This window comes from Plesiocystis pacifica SIR-1, assembly GCF_000170895.1.
GTDB lineage: Bacteria > Myxococcota_A > Polyangia > Nannocystales > Nannocystaceae > Plesiocystis > Plesiocystis pacifica.
In genome coordinates, this window is the sequence record NZ_ABCS01000009.1 from 142809 (window position 1) to 160197 (window position 17389).

Genomic DNA, 17389 nt, shown 5'->3' on the forward strand with positions numbered 1-17389 from the left:
GTAACGCCGCCGCCGTTGCGGGGGACAGGGGTGCATGACGTCCCTTCTCCGCGGCGGCGGGCGACCTCGTCGTCCCGCTGCACCGACCTTGGCTTCGCTTTTGGTCCTGGCCTCGCTGCTGGTCGCGGCGAGCTCGCTGGCTTGCTCCGAGGACGTGAGCCCGCCAAGCGAGGCTCCCCTCGAGGCCGGTCCTGCCGTGACCGCGCCCACGGCCCTGCACCGGCTGACCCAGACCCAGCTCAACTACACCCTCCAGGACCTGTTCCTGACCACGGAGCTCCCCGCCGTCGAGCTGCCCCCGGACATCCCGGTCCACGGCTTCAGCAACAACGCGGTCACGCGCCAGGCGAGCCCTTTTTTGGTCGAGTCGCTCCAGCGCGACATGCAAGCGGTGACCGCGGCGGCCATGGACGCGCCGGGGCCGTGGCTCGACTGCACCAGCGACGGCGGCAGCGATCCCGTGGCCTGCGGGCACTCGACCCTCGACCGGATGATCCGCCGGGCCTTCCGGCGCCAGGTCAGTCAGGACGAGCTCAGCTGGATCCTGGGTCGCTTCGACCAGTGGTACGCGAGCCTGGGCTTTCGCCCGGCGATGGAGCTGGCCCTGCAGACCCTGCTGCAGACCCCGGACTTTTTGTACATCGTCGAGCAGCCCGGCCTCGACGCGGCTGAGGGCGCCGACGGCTCCACGCCGCTGAGCGGCTGGGAGGTGGCCTCGCGCATGTCCTACTTCCTGTGGGACTCCATGCCCGACGCGGAGCTGTTCCGGGCCGCCGCGGCCGGTGAGCTCGACGCCGAGGCGGGGGTCCGCGCCCAGGCCGAGCGCATGCTCGCCAACTCGCGCGCGGACTTCATGCTGCTGCACTTCTTCGAGCAGTGGCTGGCCGCCGACCTGATCGAAGGCATCGTCATCGACCCGGAGACCTACTTCAGCGAGCTCGAGGACGAGGAGGAGTCGGGGGGCAAGATCGCGGCCTTCCGCCTGGCCCTCGACGCCGAGTTCGAGCTGTTCTTGCGCGACTTCATGCGCGACGACGGGACCTTGGCGGGGCTGCTGACCACGCGCCAGACCTGGGCCACGGAGGACACCGCGGACTACTACAACGCGACCCTCGACACCTCGCGGTCGATCACCATCTCCAAGTTCGTGGGCATGGTCGACGTCCACGAGATCACGATGTACCCGGCGACCTTGCCGGCGGATCAGCGCGCGGGCTTCTTGACCTCGCTGCCCTTCCTCGTCGGCCACGCCCACCCCGTGTTCCCCTCGCCGGTGCTGCGCGGGGTGTTCGTGCGCGAGCGGATCTTGTGCCAGCCGCCGGGCTCGCCCCCGGACGACGTGCCGCCCATCGAGGAGCTCGAGGGCATGGAGCCCAAGACCAACCGCGACCGCTACTCGGCGCACAGCAACAACCCGGCGTGCAGCGTGTGCCACGAGGCCATCGACGGGGTCGGCTTCCCCTTCGAGCACTACGACTCTCTAGGGGCGTGGCGCGACCAGGACAACGGCTACCCCGTGGACGCGAGCGGGGCGGTGCTCGGCACCGACGTCGACGGGCCGGTCAACGGCGCCGTCGAGCTGTCCGAGCGCCTGGCGACGAGCCGCACGGCCCACGACTGCATGGTCAAGCAGATGTACCGCTACGCCATGCACCGCAACGAGGCGCCCGACGACAAGGACTCGATCGCGGCGCTGCAGGAGGCCTTTTGGCGAGACGGCGGCCGCATCGAGGGGATGCTGGTCGAGATCGTCGCCAGCGAGGCCTTCCGGACCCGAAGGGAGAAGAGCCAGTGAGCGTTCGTCGTCGCAACTTCCTGACCGCCATGGGCCTCGGCGCTGGCTCGCTGTTCTTGCCCTCGCTCTCGCGCCGCGCCCGGGCCAGCGGGACCCCGCCGACTCGCTTCGTGCTGATGTACTCGGCCCAGGGCACGGTCCCCGATCGCTGGTCGACGAACCCGACCGACCAGCCCGCGGACCACAGCTGGGTCGAGGACATGGCCGGCTGGAGCGTGGGCGAGATGGGCGAGATCCTCGCGCCGCTGCACGCCTACCGCAGCCAGATCTCCGTGGTCGACGGCCTGGGCCTGGTCTCGGCCGAGGCCGACGGCAGCGGCTTTCGCCATGAGCGCGCCCAGGCCCACTCGCTGACCGGGGCGAACGCGGCCTGGGTCGGGGGCTTCCCCTACGCCGGCGACGCGACCATCGACCAGGTCATCGCCGACGTCGTCGCGCGCCCCGATCGCTACCGCTCCCTCGAGCTGTCCGTGGGCGGCGGCCTGTCCTACGACGGCTACGGCTCGGTGATCTACCGCGGGCGCAACCAGCCCCTGCCGGTCATCGACGACCCGCGCTTGCTGTGGGACCGGCTGTTCGGCGCGGGCATGAACGGGCCGATCCAGGACAACCAGGCCTCCGTGCTCGACGCCCTGTCCGAGCGCTACGGCGCCCTGGCGGGCCAGCTCAACCCCGTCGACCAGCAAAAGCTCGACGCCCACCGCGAGCTGGTCCACGCCCTCGAGGCCCAGATCGTGGGTCTTGCGGAGGCGGTGTGCGACGACGTGCCCGCGCGGCCACAGACCCACGGCGACTACGACACGGACTTCGCGGCGCAGCTCGGCATGGCCACGGTCGCCCTGTCCTGTGACCTGACCCGGGTGGTGTCCTTCCAGATGGGCCAGCTGACCAACGCGCAGCTCGGGGCCCCGCCCGGAGACGTGCACGCCGACTTTGCCCACGGGATCTACGACTCCCAGGAGGCCTCGGACGTGATGACGGCCTACGGCAACTACCACGCCAGCCACTTCGCGCAGATCCTCGCGGCCCTCGAGGCCGTCCCCGAGGGCGAGGGGACCCTGCTCGACTCGACCCTGGTCGTGTGGATGAGCGAGATGGCCGACTCGTGGCACGGCTTCGACCGCTACCCGGTGGTCGTCGGCGGGGGCGGGGGCGCGTGCCTGCGCCTGGGTCGCTACGTCCACTTCCCGCGCAGCACCCCCTACCAGGGGCTGCAGTACGACCAGTACCCGACCATGGGGCTGCCCCATCAGCGCTTTTTGGTCAGCCTCTGCCAGGCCATGGGCCTGCCGATCAACGCGATGCCGATCACCGAACTCTACAACGCCATGGGCGAGCGCATCGACTGCAGCGGCCCGATCACGGAGCTCCTGGCGTGAGCGCTCTGCGGCTGCGATCCATCCCCCTCGTGCTCGGGACCTTGGCGCTGTTGGGAGCGGCGTCTGCTTGCGGCGAGGCGGACTCGCCCGGCGGGGGCGTCGGCGATGCCGGGGGCGACACGGGCACCGACGAGTGGTGGGCCGTCGAGGACGAGGGCGCCACGGCCTCGCAGGGCACGACCCTCGAGGCCGGGACGACCTCCGACGAGGGCTTCGAAGCGGGCGAGGAGGAGTTCGAGGACGATGAAGAAGAGGAGGAGGGCGAGGAGGACTTCATCGGCTGGTACGTGTGGGGCACGGTGACGCCCGGCGTCAGCCTCGAGGGCGCGGTCGAGTACATCCGCGTGACCATGGGCGAGGAGCAGTGCTTCCTCGAGGGGCCGGTCGCCACGGCCACGCCCCTCGACGACTGCGAGGCCTGCGAGTGGGCCTTCGAGCTGACCCTGGGCGCGGGGGAGGGCGAGGCCTGCCCCGAGGCGATGCTCGACCCGGCCGGTCTGGCGGGCATGAGCTTCGCCGTCGGCTACGCGGGCGAGGAGAGCTACCAGCGCGTCGGCGGTGCGTGGATCGTGGTCGGCGAGGGCTTCACCGAGGGCAGCGAGTTCGAGCTCTCGCTCGTGGGCGGCTAGCCCCGCGATTCCTCGCTAATCGGGCACCCCGCCCCGTCAGGCCCGATTTCTGGCACCATCGTCGGCACGGACCCCCCGCGGGAGCGGGGGGCTCGATGTTCAGCGATGGCCCCGGACAGCAAAGACTCCCAGCCCCCCGAATCTCGAAGAGCGCTCTCCGTCGCCCTGCTCGCCGGGCTGGCCCTGGTGGTCGGGCTCGCGCTGTGGATGGCTCGCGGAGGCGGCGGCGGCGGAGGAGACGAGCGCTCTGACGCGGCCGTCGTCGCCGACAGCGGCGGGGCGGGCAACCGCTCGGGCGCCGACGAGCGCGCGATCGGGTCCAAGCCCGACCTCGCCACGGCGGCCAAGGCCGCGGTCTCAGGCACGGTGCGCGACCCCGAGGGCCGCGCCATCGCCGACGCCCAGGTCTGCGCCATGCCCAACCAGGGTCGACTGGAGGGCCTGCGCGTGCGCGAGCTGCCGTGCACGACGACCGGTCCCGACGGCTACTACCGCCTCGAGGGGCTGTGGCCCGTGCCTACGGCCGTGCACGCGAGCGCGGCCGAGCACCAGCCCCGGCGCTGGGTCGAGCAGATCGACGGGCGCTGGGAGGGGCAGCTCGAGCTCGTCGCCGGGCAGACCCGCGAGCACGTCGACATCGTGCTGCCGGCGGGCGGGGCCCTGGTCGAGGGCGTGATCAAGGACATCGCGGGCGGAGCCATCGAGGGCGCGGAGGTCCAGGTCGAGGGCTCTTGGATGGTCCGCGGTCGGGCGCGGGGATCCGCGGTGGGACGCACCGACGCCGAGGGGGCGTTTGCGATCTGGGCCAGCCCGGGGGACGTGATGGTGTCGGCGCGGATCGAGGGCTACGCCGAGGGCAGCACCCCGGCGCGGGCGCCCGGGGAGTTCGTGGAGCTGTTCTTGACGCCGGAGTCCGTGCTCGTCGGTCGGGTCGTGCACGCGCGGACCGGCGAGGGCGTCGCGGGGGCGACGGTCGACTCGGGCGGGCGCTTCGCTCCGGCGGGCTCGGGCCTGGGCACGGCGCGGACCGACGAGCAGGGCAACTTCCGCATCGACGGCCTCGCGCCCGGGACCTTCAAGCCCACGGCCGAGTCCGACTCGCTCCGGGGCGAGGCCGCCGAGCAGGTCCACCTGGGCCTGGGCGAGACCTCGAGCCCCGTCGAGATCCGCGCGCACCCGGGGGCCTACGTCGAGGGCCAGGTGGTGATCGCCAGCGCCACCGGGGAGCCCGAGCCCTGCGCTGGGGGCAACGTCAGCTTGAACATGGACCACCAGGAGTCCTACTGGCAGCCCATCGAGGCCGAGGGCATGGTCCGCTTTCGGGGGGTGCTCCCGGGCACGTACCGCGTGAGCGTGAGCTGCTCGGACATGCTCTCCGAAGAGACCTATGCGGAGCTCGAGGTCGGGACCGAGCCCGAGGCCCTCGTCGGGCTGGTCTGGGAGGTCCGCGAGGGCCTGGCGATCCGCGGCGAGGTCGTCGACTCGAGGGGCGAACCCGTCGACGAGGTCCGGGTGGTGGCGCGGGCGATCCAGGACCCCGAGGCCGCCAAGGCGCGCACGGTCAACCAGGGGGCGGAGTCCAACCCCGACGGCAGCTTCGAGCTGGGCGGGCTGTTGCCGGGGCGCTACGAGCTCGACGCGGGCGAGGGCTGGCGCGGCCAGGCGGGGCCCGAGGAGCCCACGATCATCGAGCTCGAGGGCGGCGACGTCTCGGGCGTGCGCATCGAGATGCCCGCGACGGGCACGGTCCGCGGGGTGGTCGTCGACGAGAACGAGCGGCCGGTCTCGGGCGCCTCGGTCGTCGCCAACCAGACCGGCGCCTACGAGGCCTCCCGCGGCCGCACCGACGACGAGGGCCGCTTCGAGCTGCTCGGGGTGCGCGTGGGCGAGGTCCGGGTCGAGGCGCAGGCGAGCGCGAGCTTCTTTGGCGGCCAGTCCATGCGCGCGCCCGGGACCACCGACGACGACGTCCAGGGCGAGGTCGTGGCGGTGCGGGCCGACGCCGTCGCCGAGGTCCGCCTGGTGGTCGAGTCCCGCGACGGCCGGATCCAAGGTCGCGTCGTCGACCAGGACGGCGGCCCCGTGGTCGACGCCTTCGTCGAGGTCGAGCGCATGTCCGACCGGGCCGGCGCGAGCATGGCCCAGGCGCGCCGGCGGGTGCGCTGGAGCTGGGACAGCGAGCCGGTGCTCACCGATCCCGACGGCGCCTTCGAGATCGGCGAGCTGGCCGAGGGCCGCTTCCTGGTCCGCGCCCATCGCCGCGGCGGGGGCGAGGCCGTGGTCGAGGGGGTCGAGGTCGGGAGCACGGTGGAGCTGGTCATCGAGTCCCCCGGAGAGCTCGCCGGCACGGTGATCGTCGAGGGCGGCGAGCCCCCCGAGCGCTTCGAGCTCGTGGTCCGCGACGCCGAGCAGGGCACGCGCTACACCGACTCCTTCTTGCGAACCGGGGGCGCCTGGCGCCTGAGCCGGGTGTCGGCGGGGAGCTACGAGGTGTCCGTGAGCTCGGCCCAGGGCACGGCGACGACCGAGGTCGAGCTCGGGGCCGGGGAGGTGCGCGAGGGCATCGAGCTGCGCCTGTCGCCGCGCATCGAGCTGAGCGGGCGCCTCGTCGACATCGACAGCGGCGAGCCGGTGCCCGGCGGCACGGTCATCATCCGCTCGCGCTCGCGGGGCCGGGCCGCGCCGGATCCGGACCGCGGCAACGTCAGCGGAGCCGACGGACGCTTCGTCCTCCACGAGGTGCCGCCGGGGCAGGTGATGGTCACGGTGTTCTTCCGCGGCGCGGGCCAGGAGGGCCGCTACACCAGCGGCAACGTCGCGCGGACCATCGAGCCCGAGCCCCTCGAGCAAGACCTCGGGGACATCGAGCTCGTGCGCGCCCGCATGGGCCCGGGCGAGCGCGGCGGCGACCTGGGCTTCACCCTCGAGTCGCGCAAGCCGGGGGTCGACCCCGGCGAGTCCAAGCAGATCGTCGCCTTCATTCGCCCCGGGGGGCCGGCCGCGGGCACCGAGCTCGCCGTCGGCGACGTGATCGAGCGCGTCGACGGGCACGAGGTCGGGGGCGAGTACGTGTCGCGCTGGTACGCGCTGACCCAGGTCGCGCCCGGGACCACGCTCAGCCTCGGCGTCGCCGGGGGCAAGACCGTCGAGCTCGTCGTGGGGGAGGCGCTGTGAGCCGCACCCTGCACGTCCGCTGCGGCAGCGACATCCGCGACAGCCTGCGCCAGGCGGGGCTCGTCGGCGCTGGCGAGGCCGGCGGGGACTTCCTCGAGTGGAGCGACCCGGTCTGCCAGGGGCCCGTGCCCGCGGCCTCCGAGGCCGAGTACCTCGAGACCCGCCGGGCGTGGCTGAGCGCCGCCTGGGACATCCCGCGGGCCGAGCTCGACGCCAAGCTCGGGCCCTGCTCCGCGCTCGCGGCCCGGGCCGCGGACTACGGCGAGCTGTGCCTGTGGTTCGAGCACGACCTCTACGACCAGAGCATGCTCGTCCAGCTGCTCGCGGCCTTCGCTGGCCTCGAGGGCGAGGCCGGGGCGGCCGCGCGAGCCAAGCTGCGCCTGGTCTCGATCGACGCCCACCCCTCGGTGCGCCGCTTCATCGGCATGGGCCAGCTGCGTCCGGAAGCCTTCGCGCCGCTCTACGCACAGCGGCGGGCGCTGAGCGAGGGCCCCGGCGGCCCCTTCGCCCTCGCGGCCGAGGTCTGGGTGGCCTACCGCGAGGCGAGCCCGGCCCGCCTGCGCGGCGCCCTCGAGCGCGGCGAGCTCGATCACCCCGAGCTGCCCTTCCTGGCCGCGGCCATGGCCCGGCACCTCGACGAGGGGCCCAGGGCGGAGCGCGGCGGCCTCGGCCTGCTCCAGCACCTGAGCCTGCGCGCCATCGACGAGGCCTGCGCGCAGCAAGGGGCGGCCTTCGCCGCGCAGATCTTCGGGCGCTTGATGGGCGAGCTCGACCCGGCCCCGTGGGTCGGCGACCTGATGTACTGGGCCTACCTGCGCGAGCTCGCGGCCCCCGTTGGCGGCGCCCCCGAGCGCGCGCTGATCACCATGCTCGGCGACTTCCCCAGCGAGCAGCTCGAGCTGACCGCGCGCGGCGAGGCCGTGCTCCGCGGCGAGGCGACCTGGCTCGAGGCGGGGGAGCGGCCGCCGGCCCACGGACCCTCGGCCTGGCGCGGCGGCGCGCCCTGGGACGCGCTGGCATGAGCGGCGGGGGGATCAGCCTGTGTCCCCGCTGCCTGGCCGAGAACACCGACGCGGACCTGGGCGGCGCCTGCTCGCGCTGCGCCACGCCGCTTCGCCTGCGCGGGCGCTTCGTCGTGCGCGAGCTGTTGGCGACCAAGACCAGCGCTCGGACCCTGCGGGCCGACGACCTCGACAGCGGGGGCCCCGTCGTGATCAAGGAGCTGAGCCTCGCCCAGGCCGCGGACTGGAAGCAGGTCGAGCTGTTCGAGCGCGCCGCCCGGGTGCTGCAGGGCCTCGAGCACGCCGGCGTCCCCGACTTCATCGCCCACTGGACCGACACCCGCGACGGCGGGCAGGTCTCCTACTCGGTCCAGGCCTTCGTGGAAGGTCGGTCGCTGGCGGCGGCCCTCGACGCCGGAGAGCGCTTTGACGAGGCCCGGGCCCGGGGCGTGGCGCGGAGCTTGCTCGAGGTCCTGCGCTACCTCCACGGCCTCAGCCCGCCGGTGATCCACCGCGACCTCAAGCCCGGCAACGTGATCCTGACCTCGGCCCCCGAAGAGCGCTGCGTGCTCGTCGACTTCGACCTGGTCCGCGACCGCTCGGCCCCGGGCGGGGGCTCGACCATGGCGATCGGGACCATCGGCTACGCGCCCCTCGAGCAGCTCATGGGCCGGCCCGTGCCCGCGACCGACCTCTACGCCCTCGGGGCCACGCTGATCACCTTGCTCGCGCGCCGCGACCCGGCGGACCTCTTCGATCCGAGCGGGCACCGCCTCGACTTCCGCGAGCACGTCAACGTGAGCCCTGGCTTCGCGGAGTTTCTCGAGGGCCTGGTCGAGCCGGCCCTCGACCGGCGGGTGGCCTCGGCGGAGGAGGCCCTCGCGGCGTTGGACGCACCGTCTGGGGACGAGGGCGGCGGCCCGCTGGCGCTCCCCGCCGTCGGCCCCTCGGCGCTGCCGGTGAGCATCTCCGTGCAGAACAAGGGGGCGGTGCAGACCGCGGTGGCGGTCCCGGAGCACGGCGCCATCGAGCTCGTCGTCGAGGCCGAGGATGGCCTGGCGCTGACCCGCGAGGTCTCGACGCCGTGGTGGGTGATGACCGCGGTGCTGATCGCCGGGACCGTCGGGGCCGGCGCGGCCATGTCCGCCGGCGCGACGCTGTGGATGGCCCTGTTGGCCTACTTCGTCGCGCTCATCGTCATCCGTCACCCCGTGCGCGTGCGCCCCGAGGAGGTCCTCCACCACGGCGTCATGGGCAACGCCAGCGGCGACACCAAGTGGGTGCGCTGGCAGCCCCTGGTGCCGGCCTACCTGGCGACCTGGGAGCCCTTCGTGATCGTCTATCGCCCGGCGGCCCTGGTGGTCCGACCCGGCCTGGCCGTGGAGCTGGGCCTGCGCGTGACCGTGGCCCTGAGCCGGGAGCCTGGGGGCAAGAGCGCGAACTTCAGCGGGCTGCTGTCCGTCGACTCGTGGACCACCGGGACCACGACCGCCGCGGGGCAGCTGCGGACCAAGATGCTGCCGCACCTGCTCGTGCGCCTCAGTCGCCCCGAGGCCATCGCGGCCCTCGACGAGGGGCCCGAGAGCGAGGCCCACGCGCAGCTGCGCGTGGCGCTGATCCCTGGCGTGGAGGCGGGCTTCGCCGAGATGGGCTACCGGGTGGTGCGCGTCGAGGTCGAGGCCCTGGCGTGGGCCGAGCCCGAGGCGATGGGCATGGTCACGAACCCGGCCACGGCCGCGGCCATCGACCACGTCCTCGTGGAGCGGCTGCCCGAGTCGGGGGCCTCCCAGGACTGACGGGGCCGCCGGGCGGAAGGAGCTGAAGGATTCTGGGCGGCCCGGTCATGGACCGAACGGTGCCCACTCCGCCCGCCTGGCGACCGCTCCGCGTCGCCCTCGTCACCTGCTCCGTGGCCGCCGCGCTCGCCTGCGCCGACGACCTCGTCGAGCCCCAGGGCGGCCCCGTGGCGATGTCCGTGGAGGAGTGCGAGGCGCCGACACGCTACGCCGCGTGCGGCCCCGCGGACGCGTCTTCGTCGGAGGCGCCGGGCGTGGAGCAAGCCAGCCGCGCGCTCGGCCTGGGCTGCGAGCCCGGCCCCGACGAGTCCTCGCTGCCCGAGGTCGGCGGCGCCGGACTGCTCGCCGTCGACCCGGACTCGTGGCGGGTCGCGGAGCGCTTTGGATCCTGGTGGACGCCGCGCGCGACCAGCGAGGGCCACAACCTCGACGCTCGCTTGCTCTTGCTCTCGACCGGCCGCCTGCCCGCCCTCGACGTCGACGCGGCCGTGGTCGCGGCGCCCGGCTCCGCCCTCGATCAAGGCGAGACCCACAACCCCGACGGCGGGCCCCTGTTCGCGCCCCTGACCAGCGAGCCCGGCTGCGACGGCGCCCTCGACTGCTCGGGCAGCCTCGCCGAGCCCTTCGCCCACGGGGCCGAGCCCCACGACGCCCTGGCCCTGTCCACGGCGCTCGAGGTCCCGCCCGGGACCCACGGCCTGCGCCTGGACCTGGCCTACTTCTCCGCGGAGTACCCCGAGTTCACGCCCTCGGCCTTCAACGACGTGCTCGCGGTGTGGTCGACGAGCGAGGCCTTCACCGGCAACGTCGCCCTCGTCGAGGGTCGAGCGCTGACCGCTTCCTCGCTGAGCGCCGCGGGCTGGATGCGCCACCGCGGCGACGACCCGGCCCTGGCGGGCACGGGCTTCGAGGGCCACGGCGGGAGCGGGTGGCTCGAGCTGCGCGTGCCCGTGGTCCCGGGGGAGCGCGTCGAGCTGACGATCTACCTCGCCGACGTCGGCGACGACTCCGTGGCCAGCGCGGTGCTCCTCGACGACCTGCGCTGGGACTGCGAGCCGTGCAGCTTTGACGGCGAGGGTCCGGCCTGCGGCCTCGCGCCGCGGCCGAACGCCTGAGCGAGGACAGAGGATGTCAACGAATCCACGCCCCCGCGAGGGGGGGCGACCACGAGCCTTCTCGAAGGCACGAACGTCACTGCCCACCAAGCCAAAGCGGAGGAGCGGAGCGACGAAGCGCCCCCGGTCCCAGGTGGCTGTGGGGGCTAGACAGAGCTCAGGGACTGTCAACGAATCCACGCCCCCGCGAGCGGGGGCGACCACGAGCCTTCTCGAAGGCACGAACGTCATTGCCCACCAAGCCAAAGCGGAGGAGCGGAGCGACGAAGCGCCCCCGGTCCCAGGTGGCTGTGGGGGCTAAACAGAGCTCAGGGACTGTCAACGAATCCGCGCCCCCGCTTGCGGGGGCGACCACGAGCCTTCTCGAAGGCACGAACGTCATTGCCCACCAAGCCAAAGCGGAGGAGCGGAGCGACGAAGCGCCCCCGGTCCCAGGTGGCTGTGGGGGCTAGACAGAGCTCAGGGACTGTCAACGAATCCACGCCCCCGCTTGCGGGGGCGACCACGAGCCTTCTCGAAGGCACGAACGTCATTGCCCACCAAGCCAAAGCGGAGGAGCGGAGCGACGAAGCGCCCCGGTCCCAGGTGGCTGTGGGGGCTAAACAGAGCTCAGGGACTGTCAACGAATCCACGCCCCCGCGAGCGGGGGCGACCACGAGCCTTCTCGAAGGCACGAACGTCATTGCCCACCAAGCCAAAGCGGAGGAGCGGAGCGACGAAGCGCCCCCGGTCCCAGGTGGCTGTGGGGGCTAAACAGAGCTCAGTGCCGCTCGAGGGCGCTGGGGATGCCTGGCGCGTCGACGAACAAGGCGACGTCGCGCAGCTCGACCTCGCCGCCTGCTTGGTTGGGATCGACCACGCGGACCCGGATGCGCGCGCGCTCGTTCGTGGGCCGCCAGGCGAGCGGATCGGCGATGAAGGTCCGGGGGCGCTGCGCCGGGATGTCGAGGGTCGCGAGCAAGGTCGGCTCTCCCTCGGCGCTCCGCTCTTCGAGGACCAGCTGCGCCCCTTCGCCGGTGCTCGTGCGTGTCAGCGTGACCAGCACGAGCAGCGGATGGGTCTCGCCCGCGCCGTCGAGGGGGAGGTCGATGGCGGCGAAGTCGAGGGCTTCCCCGGCGGCGAGGACCATGGAGCGTCCGCGGATCTCGGGCTCGGGCTCGGTCCCGGCGCGGTAGCGAGACAAGCTGCGCCCGCGCACCCAGGTCGCGGGCTTGGGCGGGTGGCCGAGGTCGTCGCGCGGGGCGATGGACACGGCCGTGACCCCGTCCTCGAGCGCGGCCAGGCGGTCGAGGGCGCCGCGCTCTCGAGGCAGCAAGCGCAGCTCGTCCACGCGGCCGTAGGGGCAGGCGGGGTCGTCGATGAGCAGCCCCGGCTCGAGCTCGGGCATGCGCAGGCGGAGGGTCCGGGGGCCCTCGCCGTGGGCTTCGGGGAGGGGCAGGGGCCCAAGGGTCGCGCGGTGGCGGCCGCGGACGCCCTTGGGCGGCTCGGCGCGCAGGCGCTGGCCGTCGACCTCGACGTGCATCTGCGGGAGCGCGCGGGCCAGGCGAGAGTCGCCCAGGCCCGCGACGCTCAGGGCGAGGTGCCGATGGCGCGCGGGGTCGGCCTCGAAGCGCAGCTCGAGGTCCGCGTCGGCGCGCAGGCAGGTGTCGCCTTCGAAGCGCACCCGCTCGATCCGCGCGAGGGCGTCCTCGTCGACCTCGAGGCGGATCAGGGCCATGCGCAGCTCGTGCCGAGCGACGCGCGTGGGCAGCTGGTCGCCGACGGGCGTGAGCGCGTCGACGAAGAGCTCGAGCAGCTCGACGCGCTCGGCCCGAAAGGGGCTCCACAGCTGATCGTCGACGAGGGCCAGGCGGGCGCCGTCGGACTTGCGCGTGGTCTGGTGGGCGGCCTCGTTGACGAGCAGGTAGACGGGCGGCCGGGGCTCGCCGGAGCGCTCGGGGCCGGCCACGAGCAGCTCCCAGGCGGTGATCCACGCGTCCTCGCGGGTCCGGTAGGGGAGCACCTGCGCGCCCCGGGCCAGGGCCAGGGCGCCGCCGATCTGGTTGTGGGTGTGGTCGTGGTGCCAGCCCTCGCCGCCGGCGATCAACACGGCGTCCTCGGGGATGCGCGCGGCCAGCCAGTCCACGGCCGCGCTCGCGGGCTCGTACTCGCGCAGGCGCAGCTGCGGGCTCTGGATCAGGGGCGCGGCGACGACCCCGACGAGGCCCAGGGCGAGGGCGCCGACGAGGGCCTGCGCGAGCCTGGGCCGGCGCGGGTGGATCCAGCCGTGGACCGCAGCGAGGGCCGCCGTGCTGGCGAGGATCGCCGCGGGCAGCAGCTCGGGGACGAGGTAGCGGCCGTAGTAGAAGAAGCCCAGGGTCGGGAGCTCGCGGGGGGCGTAGAGCAGCGCCGTCACGGGCACGAGGCTGGCCAGCGCGACCAGCCAGACAGCGCGCGGGGTGGGTCGCCAGGTCCACGCGAGGACCACCAGGCCGAGGCCTGCGGCGACGAGCATGGGCGCGCCGATCAAGATCGGGGCGGCGTCGAGGCGGCTGAAGGGGCGCACGCTGAGGTCGGGCGCGCCGGCTCGCAGGGCGGCCCACAGGCCAAAGGCGGCGAAGGTGCCGAGGACCATCGCGGGGACCGAGGCGCGCACCAGGGCCGCGCGCGCGCCCTCGGGCAGGCGGGCGAAGGCGCGATCGAGGACCACCCACAGCCCCGCGCCGGCGGCCGTCAGGCCCATGAGGGCGGCGGGCGTCGGCTCGAGCCCCGGGACGCGCTCGGCCACGCGGCGCAGGAGCTCGTCGTGCAGGTAGGGGTAGGTCGTCAGGGCGTGGAGGACGACGGTGCCGAGCAGGGCCGCGAGCACCAGCGCGGGCGCCCAGGCCCAGGCTCGGCTCGTGTCTTCGCCCCGGGGGCGCAGCCAGGTCGCGGCCAGGATCACCGGGAGCACGATCAGCGCGTTGCCCCGGACGAAGGCCGCGAAGCCGAGGAACAGGGCGATCCGCCAGGGCTCGCGTTGCTCGTCACCGGCGTCGCGCAGGCGCAGGGCGGCGAGCAGGGCCGCGATCTCGAACAGCGCCATCGCGCCCTCGCTCAGGGGCGTGCGCGCCGTCCAGATCGCCAGGGGCGAGGCGGCGAGCAGGGCCAGGGCGAGCACGGACCACGGCCCGTCGCGGGCGGGCCACAGCCGCCGAGCGACGCAGGCGAAGCAGCCCAGGCCCAGGGCGCCGATCCAGATCATCATCCACCCCGTCCGGCCCGGGCCCGCGACCGCGCCCGCGACGGCGAGCAGGGTGGGGTGGAGGTGGAAGAACTGGGGCACGACCCGGCCGGCGTCGCGCTCGGCTAGGTAGGCGCCGGGTCGGTAGGGGGACTCGTAGTTGCCCTGGCGCCAGGGCTCTTCGTGGCGCGGGTAGAGCCCGAGGATGTCCCGGGGTCCGGGCGCGTCGGGGTGGGACTCGCGGGCTCGGGCGGCCTCGGCGAGGGCGCGGTCGGTCCAGCCCAGGGCGCCGGTGCGCAGGGTCAGCTGCGCGCGCAGGACGTAGGTGCCCTGGTCGCGCCCGGCCAGCGGCGCGCGGATGCTCGGGCTGCGCAGGCCCACGCCCACGACCAGCACGGCCAGGGTCGCCGCGAGCACCAGGCGCTCGCGGGTGCTGCTGGGCGCGGGCGGCTCGGCGTCGTCGGGAGGGGGCGAGCGCCACGGCCACACCGCCGCGGCCGTCATCGCGCACGCGAGCGCCAGGCCCCCGCCGAGAACAGCCCCGCCCAGGCCAGCAGCGTCGCCAGCAGCCCGACCACGCCCAGGTGCGCGGCCAGGGCCAGGCACAGCGCGTCGACATCGAAGTCGAGGCTGGGCCAGCGCGCGAGGGCCCCGGCCCCGCCCTGCCAGCGCGCCGCCAGACTCAGCGCGAGGCCGGCGAGGGCGAGGGCGAGCAGGGCGGACACGGCCGGAACCATACGATGGTCCGCGCGCGTGGGGGTTGCAGGGGCGCGCTTGAGTCCGCCGCCCTCGCGCCGTATGAGTGCGGGCCGTGGCCAAGGCCGAGCAAAGCCGAGAAGTCGCCCCGGGGCCGCGGCCCCGGAGCGTGCGCGCGGCCTCGGGCGAGGTCCTCGAGGTCCCCGAGGGCTGGACCTTGCTGCCGCCCGGCGACGCCGCGCTCACGCGCCGGGTCAAGAAGGCCGGCCCGAGCTGGACGGTCAAGGAGAAGAAGGGGCGCAAGAGCTTCTCCCGGGGGATCTGGGCGCCGGCCGAGCACATCGTGCGGATCCGTCGGGAGCTGGCGGCCGAGCGCGAGGATCCGGCCTACACCCGGCGCCTCGAGGCCGGCCGGGCGCGCCGGGCCCGGGACCAGGCCCGCTACGCCGTCGAGTTCGAGGGCGCGGTGCTCGAGTTCCTGGCCTTCGCGCCGCGCCACGCCGCGCTCGCCCGGCGCCTCGCCGCCGCCATCGCGGCTCACGCCGTGCCCGTGGGCAGCGGGACCGTGGCCCGGACCCAGCGCATCTCCGTCGAGCGCCGGGCCGAGGCCGCGACCATCGCCTGGCTGCGCCACCAGACCACCGGCTACGACTCCATGACCATCCCGCGGGTCAAGGGCATGCGCCGGGAGGTCCGTCGCCTGCTCGCCCAGCGCTCCCGGGAGCTGCTCGAGGGCTACCGCCGCGGTCGGCCCGTGGACCCGGACCGCTGCCTGCTCGAGCGCGGGTTGAAGCAAGCCCCCGGAGCCGAGGGCTCCGAGGGCTTGCCAGGGTCGGACGAGGACGACGACTTCGACGACGCCGACCTCGAGCTGTTGTGATCGCCGCGGACCCGAGCGCGCCCTCTCAGGTCCGTGGCGAGGTCCTCACTGCGGGAGGATGCCGCAGGAGTTGACCTCGCTGGGCACGCAGCCGGCGCACTCCCAGCGGAAGTTGTCGAGCAGCACGCCCGTCGCCAGGGCGCTGTCGGCCATGTCGGCGATGAAGAAGGTGAGCTGGAAGGTCTCCTCGGGCACGGCCGAGCCGCGGGCGACGAACCAGCCGGTGCCGGCGTTGCCCTCGAAGCCGGTGCCCGCGAGGGCGGCGTCGTTGCCCTTGTGCGCGAAGGCGCCGGCGTCCTCGAGGGAGGTGATGGTCAGCGGGGCGTCGTTCACGAAGGTGATGTTGCCGGTGTAGCTCTCGGAGGTCGACCAGGCGATGAACAGGTCGTTGAACTGGGTGTTGTAGTAGTCCGGGAACTCCGACGAGAAGTAGGCGAAGTCGAACACGTAGCCCTCGGTCCCGGGGGGGACGGTGAGGTCCATCTGCATCCACAGCTTGTCGTTGGGGTCGTTCCAGCCCTGGTTGAACCACTGATCGGCGAGGCTGTCCGAGCAGTCGTTGACGCCGTCGCAGTCCATGAAGGGCGTGCCGCCGTTGCCCATGTTCGAGCCCGCCGTCGCGGACAGGGGCGCCGGGAGGCCGCCGTTGTCCTGGTTTTGGTTGTCGCCGTTGCCCTCCTGCGAGCCGTTGGCCTCGATCACGACGCCCTGGCCGTTGGGCGCCGCGACGACGCCGGTGCTGAGCACCAGCAGGGCCGTGGAGGTGTTCGAGGGGATGTCCTCCTCGCCGTTGTTCCAGACCTCGTCGTTGGCGGCCCACAGCAGGTTGCCGAAGTTGTCGCCCGGGGCCGATCCGAAGCCCGTGGCGATGCGCCACGAGTTGTCGTTGTTGGCGTTCATCTGGGTGTTCGAGGCGATCACCGTGCTCGCGGGATCGTTGCCGCAGTTGATGCCCAGGGCCTCGAAGGGGTCGTCCGTGAGCGCGCCGGGGCTGCCGTCGCAGTCGGCGTACTCGGCCGGCGCCTCGCAGTCACCGCCGCCGGTGGTGGTGGTCGTCTCACCCTCGGTGGTCTCGCCGTCCATGGTGGTCTCGCCGTCCATGGTGGTCTCGCCGTCCATGGTGGTCTCGCCGTCCATGGTGGTCTCGCCGTCCATGGTGGTCTCGCCGTCCATGGTGGTCTCGCCGTCCATGGTGGTCTCGCCGTCCATGGTGGTCTCACCCTCGGTCGTCGTGGTCTCGCCCTCGGTCGTCGTGGTCTCGCCCTCGGCGGTGCCCGTCTCCTCGCCCTCGGTGGTCGTGGACTCGGACTCGGACTCGGACTCGGACTCGCCGACGGTGTCGCCGAGCTCGTCCCCGTTTCCTGGGTTGTTGTCGTCGGCGCACGCAGCCAGGAGGCCGAGCGCGCACATGGTGATAGAAAGTGTCTTCCGCATGTGCGTATTGTGAGCCCTGCGAAATGCGCATGTTGAAAATTTATCGAGGTTTACAGGGTAATGTTCCCAAAAGGCACTCAGGCGCCGTCTCGTAGGCTTGGTGGCGTAATTTGCTCGTCCGCAAGGCGTGCCGATTGAACCTTGGTGACAACGTACTCGTACGGATTTGCTACTGAAGGAAGCACTAAAAGTGCACTCAATGAAAGTGCGCAGAATGAGCAGAGCGCACCAAACGCAGCGAGGGCAGGGGAGCCGAAGCTCACCTGCCCTCGCCGTGTCGAGCGCGCG

Annotated in this window: 11 protein-coding genes; 8 read left to right on the top strand and 3 right to left on the bottom strand. The window is 73.4% G+C overall.

Going from position 1 to position 17389, the window contains the following annotated elements; all coding sequences use genetic code 11:
- Nucleotides 1–88: 88 nt before the first annotated feature.
- The 7 genes from PPSIR1_RS06865 to PPSIR1_RS06890 all read left to right on the top strand — a co-directional run bounded on the left by PPSIR1_RS06865 (nt 89) and on the right by PPSIR1_RS06890 (nt 10889).
- The gene (locus PPSIR1_RS06865; protein ID WP_198154474.1) at nt 89–1795 is read left to right on the top strand and encodes a DUF1592 domain-containing protein; all 1707 of its coding nucleotides are present in this window, start codon (nt 89–91) and stop codon (nt 1793–1795) included.
- The gene (locus PPSIR1_RS06870) at nt 1792–3174 is read left to right on the top strand and encodes a DUF1552 domain-containing protein (RefSeq protein ID WP_006970282.1); all 1383 of its coding nucleotides are present in this window, start codon (nt 1792–1794) and stop codon (nt 3172–3174) included. The genes PPSIR1_RS06865 and PPSIR1_RS06870 overlap by 4 nt, the downstream gene beginning before the upstream one ends.
- Nucleotides 3171–3803, top strand: coding sequence for a hypothetical protein (locus tag PPSIR1_RS06875; RefSeq protein ID WP_006970283.1), 633 nt, complete (start codon nt 3171–3173; stop codon nt 3801–3803). The genes PPSIR1_RS06870 and PPSIR1_RS06875 overlap by 4 nt, the downstream gene beginning before the upstream one ends.
- A gap of 105 nt (nt 3804–3908) precedes the next feature.
- Nucleotides 3909–6977, top strand: coding sequence for a carboxypeptidase regulatory-like domain-containing protein (locus PPSIR1_RS42000; RefSeq protein WP_006970284.1), 3069 nt, complete (start codon nt 3909–3911; stop codon nt 6975–6977).
- Nucleotides 6974–7999, top strand: a complete 1026-nt coding sequence (locus tag PPSIR1_RS47460; RefSeq protein ID WP_006970285.1) for a DUF1835 domain-containing protein — start codon at nt 6974–6976, stop codon at nt 7997–7999. Before PPSIR1_RS42000 ends, PPSIR1_RS47460 begins: the two co-directional genes overlap by 4 nt.
- Nucleotides 7996–9774, top strand: coding sequence for a serine/threonine protein kinase (locus tag PPSIR1_RS42010; protein ID WP_006970286.1), 1779 nt, complete (start codon nt 7996–7998; stop codon nt 9772–9774). Before PPSIR1_RS47460 ends, PPSIR1_RS42010 begins: the two co-directional genes overlap by 4 nt.
- A 59-nt stretch (nt 9775–9833) precedes the next feature.
- Nucleotides 9834–10889, top strand: coding sequence for a choice-of-anchor L domain-containing protein (locus PPSIR1_RS06890; protein ID WP_157595265.1), 1056 nt, complete (start codon nt 9834–9836; stop codon nt 10887–10889).
- A gap of 760 nt (nt 10890–11649) precedes the next feature.
- Here PPSIR1_RS06890 and PPSIR1_RS06895 read toward each other — a convergent pair.
- Nucleotides 11650–14595, bottom strand: a complete 2946-nt coding sequence (locus PPSIR1_RS06895) for an ABC transporter permease family protein (protein ID WP_006970288.1) — start codon at nt 14593–14595, stop codon at nt 11650–11652.
- Entirely contained in the window at nt 14592–14816 is a 225-nt protein-coding gene (locus tag PPSIR1_RS06900) for a hypothetical protein (protein WP_045115504.1), read from the bottom strand. The genes PPSIR1_RS06895 and PPSIR1_RS06900 overlap by 4 nt, the downstream gene beginning before the upstream one ends.
- Before the next feature lie 86 nt (nt 14817–14902).
- Here PPSIR1_RS06900 and PPSIR1_RS06905 point away from each other — a divergent pair, with 86 nt between their 5' ends.
- Entirely contained in the window at nt 14903–15667 is a 765-nt protein-coding gene (locus tag PPSIR1_RS06905) for a DUF2293 domain-containing protein (protein WP_006970290.1), read from the top strand.
- Nucleotides 15668–15712: 45 nt separating this feature from the next.
- On the opposite strand, the gene PPSIR1_RS06910 is transcribed toward PPSIR1_RS06905, so the two are convergent.
- Nucleotides 15713–17077, bottom strand: a complete 1365-nt coding sequence (locus tag PPSIR1_RS06910; protein ID WP_006970291.1) for a choice-of-anchor L domain-containing protein — start codon at nt 17075–17077, stop codon at nt 15713–15715.
- Nucleotides 17078–17389 lie beyond the last annotated feature (312 nt).

Bases quoted from the DNA above. Each gene is read 5' to 3' on its own strand.
- PPSIR1_RS06895 (WP_006970288.1), bottom strand. From the start codon at position 14,595: ATGACGGCCGCGGCGGTGTGGCCGTGGCGCTCGCCCCCTCCCGACGAC.
- PPSIR1_RS42000 (WP_006970284.1), top strand. From the start codon at position 3,909: ATGGCCCCGGACAGCAAAGACTCCCAGCCCCCCGAATCTCGAAGAGCG.
- PPSIR1_RS42010 (WP_006970286.1), top strand. From the start codon at position 7,996: ATGAGCGGCGGGGGGATCAGCCTGTGTCCCCGCTGCCTGGCCGAGAAC.
- PPSIR1_RS06910 (WP_006970291.1), bottom strand. From the start codon at position 17,077: ATGTGCGCGCTCGGCCTCCTGGCTGCGTGCGCCGACGACAACAACCCA.